This window comes from Stenotrophomonas riyadhensis (assembly GCF_040256885.1).
Classification (GTDB): domain Bacteria; phylum Pseudomonadota; class Gammaproteobacteria; order Xanthomonadales; family Xanthomonadaceae; genus Stenotrophomonas; species Stenotrophomonas riyadhensis.
Genome location: NZ_CP155568.1, coordinates 4,606,591 through 4,618,401 on the forward strand (window position 1 = coordinate 4,606,591; position 11,811 = coordinate 4,618,401).

The 11,811-nt window shown below is 67.7% G+C and carries 4 protein-coding genes; all 4 read right to left on the reverse strand.

Annotated features, from left to right (window positions below; translation table 11 throughout):
- Positions 1 to 14 precede the first annotated feature (14 nt).
- The 4 genes from SriyCCGPB3_RS21190 to SriyCCGPB3_RS21205 all read right to left on the reverse strand — a co-directional run bounded on the left by SriyCCGPB3_RS21190 (position 15) and on the right by SriyCCGPB3_RS21205 (position 11,570).
- The gene (locus tag SriyCCGPB3_RS21190; RefSeq protein WP_121504100.1) at positions 15 to 3,461 is read right to left on the reverse strand and encodes a hybrid sensor histidine kinase/response regulator; all 3,447 of its coding nucleotides are present in this window, start codon (positions 3,459 to 3,461) and stop codon (positions 15 to 17) included.
- Positions 3,462 to 3,595: 134 nt separating this feature from the next.
- Complete coding sequence (locus SriyCCGPB3_RS21195; RefSeq protein WP_180848193.1) at positions 3,596 to 5,743, reverse strand: S46 family peptidase; 2,148 nt, start codon at positions 5,741 to 5,743, stop codon at positions 3,596 to 3,598.
- 170 nt (positions 5,744 to 5,913) lie between these two features.
- Positions 5,914 to 9,777 (reverse strand): translocation/assembly module TamB domain-containing protein, encoded by a 3,864-nt coding sequence (locus SriyCCGPB3_RS21200; protein ID WP_180854136.1) that lies wholly within the window; start codon positions 9,775 to 9,777, stop codon positions 5,914 to 5,916.
- Positions 9,774 to 11,570, reverse strand: a complete 1,797-nt coding sequence (locus SriyCCGPB3_RS21205) for an autotransporter assembly complex protein TamA (protein WP_110714188.1) — start codon at positions 11,568 to 11,570, stop codon at positions 9,774 to 9,776. Before SriyCCGPB3_RS21205 ends, SriyCCGPB3_RS21200 begins: the two co-directional genes overlap by 4 nt.
- Positions 11,571 to 11,811 lie beyond the last annotated feature (241 nt).

Consider the following 11,811-nt stretch of genomic DNA (forward strand, 5'->3'; position numbering starts at 1 on the left):
GCCAGCGGCCGGCACTACTGCGCATCGCGCAGCGCGCCCAGGAAGGCGCGCAGCGAAGCGGGCTTGATCGGCTTGGTCAGCACGCGGTAGCCGCGTTCGCGCGCCATCCGTTTCAGCTCGTCGCGGCCATCGGCGGTCAACAGTGCGCCGGGCAGCGGGTAACCGGCTGCCTCGCGCAACGCCACCAGCGCATCCAGGCCGTCCATGCGGTCGTGGAGGTGGTAATCCACCAGCATCACCTGCGGGCGCTCGGCGATCTTTTCCAGCGCCTGGTCAACGGTGGCGGCGGTGATCACCTGCACCTGCCAACGGCCGAGCAGTGCGCGCATGCCGTCGAGGATCTCCTCGTCGTTGTCCACGCACAGCACGCGCAGGCCAGCCAGCGAATCGCTGCGTACCGGTGCGGCCACCGCCTGTACCGGCGTGGCCAGCTCGGTATAACCCGGCAATGGCGCCACCCGCGGCAGGATGATCGAGAACATCGAGCCCTTGCCGACCCGGCTGCGTGCGTTCAACCGATGGTCAAGCAGGCGCGAGATGCGCTGGCAGATCGACAGCCCCAGTCCCAGCCCCTGCTCACCCCAGTCGAACGGCTGCTGGTAGCGGTGGAACTCGTCGAAGATCTGCCGCATGTGGTGCTCGGGAATGCCGGGCCCGGTATCCCAGACCTGCAGCTCCACTTCGTCGCCGCGCTGGCGCACGGCCAGCACGATGCGGCCCTGGCGGGTGTAGCGCAGCGCGTTGGCCAGGAAGTTCTGCAACACGCGGCGCAGCAGGCGGCGGTCACTGCGCACCCACGCCGGGCGCGCGAACAGGTCCAGGCGTAGGCCACGACCAGCGGCGACCGGGGTGTACTGCGCGGCCAGTTCGCGCATCAACGCGCTCACGTCGAACTCGCCGATCACCGGGTGCAGGCCACCGGCATCCAGACGCGATACATCCAGCAGGCCATCGAGCAGTTCTTCGGCCGCGCGCAGCGACGCGTCCACGCGCTCGGCCAGATGCTTCTGCTCGTCACTCACGTGATCACTGTCGCGCAGTGCCGAAGCGAACAGGCGCGCTGCGTTCAGCGGCTGCAGCACGTCGTGGCTGATCGCTGCCAGGAAACGGGTCTTCGACTGCTGCGCGACCTCGGCCTCATGCGAGCGTTCGGCCACACGCTGTTCCAGCGTCTCGTTGGCTTCCAGCAGCGCTTTTTCCGCGTGCTTGTAGTCGGTGATGTCGTTGTAGCTGGTCACGTAGCCGCCACCGGGCAGCGCCTGGCCGCGCATCTCGATCACCTTGCCATCGCTTCGGGTGCGCTCGAACACGTGCGGTGAGCCAGCGCGCATGTAGCCGATGCGGCGATTGATCTGCACCTCGATATCGCCCTCGCCCAGCTCGCCGCGCTCGGCGTTGTAGCGGATCAGGTCGGCCACCGGGCGGCCCACGTAGAGCATGCCGTCGGGGTAGCCGAACATGTCCTGGTAACGTCGGTTCCACGCGGTCAGGCGCATGTCCGGGTCGACCACGCTGACCCCGGCGCTGATGTTCTCCAGCGTGGTCGACAGGATCTCGCGGTTGAAACGCAGCTCCTGCCCCGCTTCGTCCAGCACCGCCACCACTTCACCCAGATCCATGCCCGAGCCACGCAACAGGCTGGTCAGCAACAGGCGTGCCGACGCCGCACCGATCGACGCGGCCAGCAGGCGCTCGGTGAACTGCACCCACGGCCGGTCCGCAGGCGCCGAGGATTGCAGCTCGCGGCCCAGCGACTGCGCCTGCTCGAAGAACGAACGCCGCGCATGGCGCTCGCCAACCACGCGCGAGGCCAGTGCCAGCAGGTCACCCACGTGCACGTGACCAGGCCAGCCACCGGCCACCGACGGGCGCTCGGCATACGGGTCGAGGAAGGGTGCGGCGCGCAGCCGCTCGTCGACGCCGGGCCGCCAGCGCGCGGACACCAGCATCATCGTCGCTGCATTGACCAGCAGCGACCAGAACGTGCCGTGGGTCAGCGGGTCCCAGCCGGTCATGCCGAACAGCTGCTGCGGCCGCAGCCACTCGATGCCGAACGGGCCGTGCTGCACCCAGGCGGCATCGACCCAGCCGGCCATGGTCATCGCCGGCAGCAGCAGGGTGTACAGCCAGGTGGCGAAACCGAGCAGCATGCCCGTCTCGACGCCACGACGGCTGGCGCCTCGCCAGTACAGGCCGCCGATCAGACCGGGCGCGAACTGCGCCACCGCTGCGAACGCCATCAGGCCATACGAGGCCAGCGTGCTGTCGTTGCTGCTGGTGCGGTAGTAGCTGTAGGCCATCAGCGCCAGCAGCAGGATCGCCAGGCGGCGGATCCACAGCACGCGCGAGGCGACGTCGGCGGCCTCCTGGTGGTCACCGCTCCGGCGCAGCAGCACCGGCATCACCAGGTCGTTGCTGACCATGGTGGCCAGCGCGATCGACGACACGATCACCATGCCGGTGGCCGCCGAGAAGCCGCCCACATAGGCGATCAGCGCCAGCGCGTTGCGGCCCTCGGCCAGCGGCAGGGCCAGCACCATCGAGTCGTCGGCGACGCTGCCACCGGTGCCGAACAGGGTCACGCCGGCGGTGGCGATCGGCAGCACCATGCCCGAGATCAGCACCAGGTAGCCGCCGAACATCCAGCGCGCGCGGCGCACATCGCGCACGTCACCGCACTCGACCACGGCCACGTGGAACTGGCGCGGCAGGCAGATGATGGCGAGGAAGCTGAGCAGGGTCTGCGAGATGAAGCCCACCGGCGGCAGGCCGGTGAACAGCGTATGCACCGACTCGACCACCGCGTCGGTGCGGTTGCTCAGCCACAGGTAGGCGAACACGCCCACGGCCAGCATCGCCAACAGTTTGATCACCGATTCGAAGGCGATCGCCAGCATCATGCCGTGATGGTGTTCGGTGGCATCGACCTGGCGGGTACCGAACAGGGTGGCGAACAACGCCATCAGCAGCGCCACGTACAGCGCGGGATCGGTGAAGAAGCCAGTGGGGCCGGTGTTGCCGGTCAGTACCTGCAGGCTCATCGCCACTGCTTTGTACTGCAGGGCCAGGTACGGAATGATGCCGATCAGCGCGATGATCGCCACCAGCGCCGCCAGCCGCCGCGAGCGGCCGAAGCGCGATGAGATGAAGTCGGCGATGGACACCACGTTCTGGCTGCGTGCGATCAGCGCCAGGCGCTCGATGATGCGCCAGCCGAACAACAGCAGCAGCAACGGACCGATATAGATGGGCAGGTAGCCCACGCCGTTGCGCACGGCGGTGCCGACCGCGCCGTAGAAGGTCCACGACGAGCAGTACACGGCCAGTGCCAGGCTGTAGACCACCGGCCGCAGCCACGGCCGGTCGGGGTACATCGGCCGACGGTCACCCCACCACGCCACGCCGAACAGCAGCGCGGCATAGGCAACCGAGACCAGCAGCAGGATCCAGCTGGAGACCACGCGCGCGTTTCCGTCGGAGGAACCCGCAGTGTAGGCCAGGCATGGCCGGGTGTACGGGCTCGTTGGGGCAACCACCCCCACCAGGGTGGGGGCTTCCGCGGTGCGGGCCACGACCGTTGGTCGTGGCCGGCTTCTTACTGGGCCGGCACGCCCATTTCCTTCAGCAGTTCCGGCGCCGGGTAGACCTTGGCCAGCAGCCAGCGCAGGTAGCGCATGTCCACGTGCACGGCGCGCTTGTAGCGCGGGTCGAACCACCAGCTGGCGCTGACCGATTCCCAGTTGCTGTCGAAGTTCAGGCCGATCAGTTCGCCCTTGGCGTTGAGCACCGGCGAGCCGGAGTTGCCGCCGGTGGTATCCAGGTTGGTCAGGAAGTTGACCGTCTGGGTCTTCAGCGCCGGGTCGGCGGTGCTGCCGAAGTCACCCTTGGCGATCGCGGCCAGCAGCGGCTTGGGCGCATCGAACGGATAGGCGTTGGTGTTCTTCTCGACGATGCCGGCCACGGTGGTCACCGGCGAGTAGGTCACGCCGTCGCGCGGATGCAGCGCCTCGACCTTGCCGTAGCTGATGCGCAGGGTGCGGTTGGCATCCGGGTACACCGCGCGGCCCTGCTTGGCACGCCAGGCGAACAAAGCCTGCATGTAGGCCGGGCGCAGGCGCAGCTGCTCGCCTTCGCGGGTCTTGCTTTCGTTCTCGATGCGCAGCTGCGCGGCCACCAGCGGGCCGGCCACGGTGATCAGCGGATCGGCGGCCAGCGCCTTGCCTTCGCGCGCAGCAGCGAAACGGGACAGGCGCTGTGCCTCCTCACCCAGCTGGGTGCCGGCGTACAGGATATCCAGCGCCGCTGACAGCTGCTCCGGGGTACGGCCGAAGGCCGCGTCGAACTCGGCCACGCGCTGCGCGTCCGGCAGCTGCTGGTAGCGGGTCAGCAGGGTGGTCAGCAGCGCCTTCTCGACCTCCGGCGCGTAGCGGCGCTGGACCTGCTTGAGCACGCCTTCGATCATCGCCTGGTCGCGCTGCTGGAAACCGCTCTCGCGCTGCGCGTCCGGCTTGGCCGATTCGATGCGCAGGCGTTCCAGCAGCAGCGCCGAGCGCAGCAGCTGGCTCTGTGCGGCCATCTGGTCCAGCAGCAGGTCGCGTTCGCCCACCGCCGCGCCCTGCGACAGGTTGGTCAGCAGCGCCTTGATATCGCCCTGGTACTTGCGGTCGGTGGCAGCCAGCATCGCCGTCTCGTCGGCGGCACGCTGGGCCTTGGCGTCGCTGCGCAGCAGGCCTTCCAGCTCACCGGCGGCGCGCTTGCGGTTGTTCTTCAGCGACTGCAGCTGCGAGGCGTAGCGGGTACGCGCCTGCGCGTCCTTGGCGCTGGCGGCCTCGATGGTGTCGATCATCTGCTGGAACACCGATACGCGGCGCGGCAGCACAGTATCGATCTGGCCAGCGAATTCGGCCGCGGTACGGTGGCGATAGGTGATCCCCGGGTAACCGGCCAGCATCGCGTAGTCACCTTCCTTCGGGCCTTCCACCGACATCTGCAGGTGCGCCGGCGCCTGGTAGGGCACGTTGTCCTTGCTGTACGCGGCCGGCTTGCCGTCCTTGCCGACATAGGCGCGCAGCAGGGTGAAGTCGCCGGTGTGGCGCGGCCACATGAAGTTGTCGATTTCATCGCCATAGTTGCCGATCGCACGCGGCGGCGCGTACACCAGGCGCACGTCGCTCAGTTCCAGCTGGGCGATGCGGTAGAAATCGGTGCCGTAGTACATGTTGGCCACCGAGCAGCGCACGCTGCCGTCCTTCTCGCACTCGGCCACGATCTGCTTGCTGGCCGCATCCACGGCATTGAAGTAGGCACGGCCGGTCTTGCCACGCGCCTGCGCCAGCACCTGGTCGGTCACCTTGTCGAAGCCGACGGTGACCAGTACGCGGAAGTCCGGGTTGGCCGGGCGCTCGTCGGCGCGGTCCCTGGCGATGAAGCCACCGTTGATCAGGTCGTGCTCGGGCGAGCTGTTGTACTGGATCACGCCCATCGCCACGTGGTGGTTGGTCAGCAGCAGGCCGTCGCTGGACACGAACGAGCCGGTGCCACCACCGGCACGCACCACCGCGCTCAGCGGCGGCGCAGTGACGTTGGCCAGGTCGGCCGGATTGCCCTTGAAGCCTGCGGCCTGCAGCGGCTTGGCCAGTTCCGGCAGCTGGGTCGGCATCCACATGCCTTCATCGGCGTGGGCACCGGCGGCGAGGGTCAGGCCCAGGGCCAGGGCGGTGGGAAGGGCTTTGCGTGGTGACATGGGCAATCCGGTACGACAGAACAGCCCGGGACCATAGCCGTTGGGGCCGGATGGGGCAACGGCCGATGGTTGGGGGCGTCGTGCACGGTAGTGCCGGCCGCTGGCCGGCAACCCACGCAACTCGGGAGATACGGTGCAGTTGCCGGCCAGCGGCCGGCACTACCGCATCGTTACTTCTCCCGTCGCCAGTTGATCGAACCGCGGTTTTCCACCGTGCTCGATTCCACTTCCACGTCGAAGCCGCGACGCAGCAGGTACTTCAGCGTGATCACCGAACCGGCACCGACCAGCGACACGCCGTAACCGACGTACAGCTTGGGCGAGATGTACTTGCCGACACCGATCACCGAGCCACCCAGCGCGCGCGACTGGCTTACGCCGGCATCGTCCAGGCCCAGCTTGGCGCCCAGCTGCGAGGCCAGCAGGCCACTGCCTGCAGAGAGTGCCGCCGAGGCCGCGTTGACCTGCTGGGTCTGGTCGCTGCTGGCACCGGTCAGGCTGCGTCCCAGCACCAGGTAGGCCAGCGCTTCGGACTGCGACATCGCCGGATCGGACCACACATCGGCACGCGGCTGCTGCGCACGTCCGGTGACGTCGATGCCGGCGGTGACATCACCGACCCGGCGCTCGGCACGGATGTTGACGCGCGGGTCGGACACCGCGTTGTAGTTCCAGGTGAGGTTGCCACGGGTGATGGTCAGGTCCTGCCCATACGCCTTGTAGCGGCCGCTCACTTCCAGCCCACCATTGGCGGTCATCTCGCGGCCGGGCTTGGCCCAGACCTGCATCTTGCCGGTCAGCGCGCCCTTCAGCCCGAAGCCGGTCATCTTCACCTTGTCGCCGAGGCTGACCACCAGATCCATGTCCAGCGGCGAGGTGCGTGACTCTTCCGGGTCGGCCGGATCGAGCACCACCACGTCTTCAGACACCGAGGTGCCGCGGTCCAGCCGCTCGATGTCGATGTCCGCTTCGGGCACGTGCACGGTACCGCGCAGCTCCATCGCCGCCTTGGCCAGGGTGAAGTCGAGGTTGGGATTGGCGACGATGCGCAGTTCACTGGTGTTGGACAGCAGCACGTTCTCGCCGTGGATCTTCAGCTGCAGCGGCTGTGCATCACCGAACCACGACAGGCCACCGTCGACATACAGCGTGCCCTGGCCCGAGTTGGCCTGCGCGGTGATCTTGGCCGAACCGTCGGGCTGGGCGACGAAGCTGCCCTTGCCCTGATCGAAAGTGAGGCCGAGCGCGGGGAATTCGCCCTTGAAGTTGCTCAGCTGCGCATCACCGCCCAGCGACGGCTGGCCACGCGTGCCACGCAGGCTGACGTGGCCTTCGATCAGGCCGGTGGGGCGCACGATGTCCGGCGAGAACAGCTCCAGCCAGTACAGCCGCGACATGTTGAGGTAGAGCTCGCCGTTCAACGGCGCGCTGGCTTCCCAGCCGGTCTGCATCTTCGCATCAACGAAGCCGTTGCCCTGGAAGCCCATGCCCAGGTAGCCCTTGATGCTGGCCGGGGTCATGTCGAGCTTCAGCGAGAACTGGTCATAGCGCACCAGTTCGCCACGGGTGGTATCGCCCACGGTGTTGCGGCTCTCGCCCAGGCGCACGCCGCCTTCCTTCGAGCGCACTTCCACGTGGCCTTCCCAGGCGTTGCCGCGCGGGCGGATCTGCGCGTCCAGGCTGACATCGCCGCGCAGGTAGATGCGACGACCGGACTGCGGCGGCAACCATGGCTGCACCAGCGCCAGCGGCAGCGCATCACTGCGTACCACCAGGCCCTCGCGTGGCCAGTTGGCCTGTGCACACAGTGCACCGCTGCTGGCGGCGGCCAGGCAGGCTTCGCCCAGCGTGTAGCTGCTGCCATTGATCGCGAACGCCGCCGGCGCACGCAGCGACCAGGCATCGCCCTTCACCGGTGCGATGCGCAGCGCGGCCAGCTCGCCACGCCATTGCGCGCCTTGTTGGCGGATACTGCCCTGCAGCTCGACCGCCCCCATCTCGTTGCGGGCCTGCGCCGCCAGGCGCAGGTTGGACACACTGCCCTGTGCATCCACGTTCAAGCGTTCCAGCAGCATGCCGGCATTGACCTGCTGGCCCTGCACCGCCAGCGTGCCGCTGTCGCCGCGCCACGGCAGGTGGCCCTTGATGCTCACGCTCTCGGCGCCGTAGCCGTCCCAGTTGAGATTGTTGCCGACCAGGTCGGCGGTGATGTCCGGCGCATCGCGCGGGCCCTTCACCTGCACCTGGCCACGCAGGCCACCATCGGCGCCCGGCAACAGGTCGCTCAACTGCAGCGGCTCGAAGCGCGCATCGATGTCGAGGCGGTCACCGACCTTGCCTGAAGCGGTCACCCGGCTGCTGCCCAGCGACAGTTTCAGGTCACCCTGGCCCTGCTCGCCCTGCAGCGCGAACTTGCCCTGTGCGTCGAGGTTGCGCTGGCGCAGCACGCCTTTCAGCGACGGCAGGTCAACCGTGGCTTCCAGCGTACCAGCGGTGCCAGGCGCGGCATTGGCCGGCGGCGGCAGCTGGCGTCCCTTGGAGGCCAGGTTGCCGGACAGGCGACCGTTCCAGCCTGGCACGAAATAGCCGGGGTCGAAGTCCTTCAGCGTGGCCTTGGCGTCCCAGTCCAGCTGCGGCGCCCAGGCCACCTGGCCTTCCACCTGCAGCTGGCCACCCGGGGTCTGCGCCTGCAGCTGGTGGATCGACGCGGCCTGGTCGTTGCCGCGCACGTCGAAGCGCAGCTGCGCCTTCTGCGCGTCACGCTCGACCTCGGCGCGGCCGATCGCGGCCCAGGCCTTCAGGGTACCGGCGAGGCCGAAGCGCGCTTCCTTCAGGGTCACCGGCACCGGTGCGCTGCCGGCGGTGTTCGGATCGGGCGCTGGCACGTAGGTCAGATCATGGGCGACCACCGAGAAGTTGAGCTTCTGCTGGTCTTCCTGGCTGAAATCGGCCGTGCCCTCCAGGCGGGCTTCGCCACCGAGGCCCTTCACCAGCAGCGGCGAGACCTTCAGGACCTGGTCCTGCAACGACACCACCGACGGTGCCAGTTCCAGTTCGTGATCGCCCTGCTTCACCTTGCCACGCAGGTTGGCGTTGCCGCCCTTGCCGGCGGCGGTGAAGTCCAGCGCCAGCGGTGCGATCGCCGAGCTGGCCAACGCCGGTGACAGCAGCGCCAGGTCCAGTTCGTCGCTGCGCACCGTGGCGCTCCAGGTCGGGTCGGTGCGGCCATCGAACACCAGCATCGCGTGCAGCGGCTTCGGCGCACGCCCGGCCACCGCCACTTCCATGTGCGACAGGTCACCGCGTGCCACCAGCCCCACCGTCGCTGCGGTACGGCCACGCGGGGCCGGCAACACTGCGGTGACGGTCACGTCGGTGTCGTAGTCCTTGGCCGGGATGTAGCGGCCCTGGGCGGTGAAATTGCCCATGTCGCTGTCCACGACCAGTTTGTGCGCCTGGAACTCGCCGTTGGCGATCTCGATGCCACCACGCACACGGCTGATGTCGATCACCGGCTCGTTGGCCTGGCTGATGCGGAAGCCGTCGATGGCAATGGCATCGGCCTGGATCGCCAGCGGCATTTCGATCTGCGGCAGCGAATCGGGCCACGACGGCAGCTTGAACGGCTCGTCACTCTTGGCCAGGTTCAACGTCGCGTTGGTCAGCTCCAGCTTGTCCAGCAGCAGCTTGCGGCCCAGCAGCGGGCGCAGGTCCGGCTCCAGATGGGCACGCTCGGCGTGGAAATGGATGTCGTCGTAGCGGAAGTCGACGTTGTACAGGGTCAGCGGACCGGCCACCGGGCCGTCCACCTTGTCCCAGGTGAAGCTGGCGCCCACGGGCAGCCGCGCCACCACCTGTGCCAGCAGCACGTCGCGGCCGGCCACGGTCTGCAGCAGCCAGTACACCGCCAGCAGGGCCAGCAGCACCAGGCCGATCACGCCGGCGCCGGACCATGCCCAGAAGCGGCGGCGACGATAGAAGCGCACGCGCGGCGGCGGCGTATTCGGGGTCGGAGTCGGTGCGGGCGTGCTCACAGGTCCGCTCCGATGTTCAGGTACAGCTGGAACTGCGAATCCGGGTTGTTCAGGCCGTGCGCCACGTCGATGCGCACCGGGCCCACCGGCGATTTCCAGCGCACGCCGAAGCCAACGCCGGTATGCAGGTCGATGGTGTTGTCGAAGGCACTGCCGGTATCGACGAACACCGCCGCGCCCCAGGGGCCGCCATTGAAATAGTGCTCGTACTCGGCCGAGCCGATCACCAGGTTCTTGGCCCCGAGCGCGTACTTGTCCGGTGCCGGGGTCCGCGGACCGACTTCGCGGTAGGCATAGCCACGGATGCTGCGGTCACCGCCGGCGAAGTAGCGCAGGCTGGGCGGCATTGCCACCAGATCGCTGGTCCAGGTGGTGCCGCCTTCGCCACGCAGGATCAGGCGGTTGCTTTCGCCCACCGGGATGTACCAGCGCAGCACGGCATTGGCCTGCACGAAACTGGTGTCCGAGCCGGCACCTTCGACGCCGGCACGCATCGTCGCGGTACCGCTGATGCCCTTGCGCGGGAACATCTCGTCATCGACGTTGACGTAGTCGGCAACCATCTGCGGGTAGACCAGCGTCGACGTGTTGTACACCGCACTGGTGAACTCGGTGCCTGAGGCATAGCGCCAGCGCTCGCGCAGCGCATTGATGGAGGCGATCGCGGTCCAGTGCTCGTTGATCTCGCCGCTGCGGCTGGCAATCAGCTTGAAGTTGCGCAGGTCGATGTAGTCGGTCTGCTCGTCGTACGCGCTGGCGGCGAAGGTGTACCAGCCATCGAGCCAGTTGAACGCCGGGATACGGTAGCTGGTGACCAGGCTCTTGCGCTTCTGCGCATAGTCCAGCTGCGTGTTCATCTTGTGGCCGCGGTTGTTCAGGAACCGCCGCTCGATGCCCCCGCGCACGCCCGGGCCGCTTTCGCTGCCGTAGCTCAGACCGGCGGTATAGATCGTGCGCTTGGCGCGGGTCAGCTTCACGTCCACCGGCACGTCGCCGTTCTCGTCGGCCTCGTCCGGGCGCGGCTGGATGTCGATCACGCTGAAATAGTCCAGCTTGGTCAACGACTGCCGCAGGCGGTCCAGCTTGCCCTCGTGGTAGTAGCTGCCCTGGTCCCAGTACACCAGCGGATCGAACAGCTTGTCGACGAAGTAATCCTGTTCGAAGCGCACCGGGCCCATGTTGTAGCGGCGGCCGCTGTCCCAGGTCAGGTCGATATCGGCGGCATTGTCGGCGCGGGTGATCTGCACCTGGCGCTGGGTGTAGTCGGCGTCGAAGTAGCCGCGCTCGGCCAGGCGGCGTGTAATGGTGATCTTGCTGGCTTCGTACTGGGTATGCACGAAGCGCTGGCCCTTGCGCGGTTTGAACGCGGCCAGGTCGTCCTGCAGGTACTGGTCGTACATCGCCGGGCCGGTGATGTCGATGTGCTCGCGGCGCACGGTGACCGGGGTGCCCTTGTCGACGTGGATCAGCACGCGGACATGCTCGTCCTCGCGCGGCGCCTCGACCTTGATCACCGGGTTGTAGTACCCGAACGGTTCCAGTGCCTGGCGGGTCTGCCGCTCGGCCTGGGACAGCAGGTACTCCAGGCGCGATTCGCCCTGTTCCTTGCCGATCGTGTCGTACAGCGACAGCGATTCCTGGATGTTCTCGATGATTGCGGCGTCGTCGCCCTTGTCCAATCCCTTGATGTCCACCTTGTCGATGGTGCCGCGCGCGTGGACCACGGAGGTGGCGGCCAGCGACAGGACCATCAGCGGCAGGGCGTATTTCTTTGGCTGCATGCGGCACAGCATACCGACCGAAGGTGACGATGCGAAATGCATCACGTCATTCGGGATCGGTTGTTAAGTGGCGGTCAAAATACGCGCCTTTGTGGCGATCATCGCAATCGAAGGCGAGGTTGCCGGCATCGTGCGCGATGCCGGCAATGACCCCGATGGACATCCGCCAGCGGTGATCCGGTAGTGCCGGCCGCTGGCCGGCAACCCACAGATCGATCCGATGCGCGGTGGCAATGCCGGCCAGCGGCCGGCA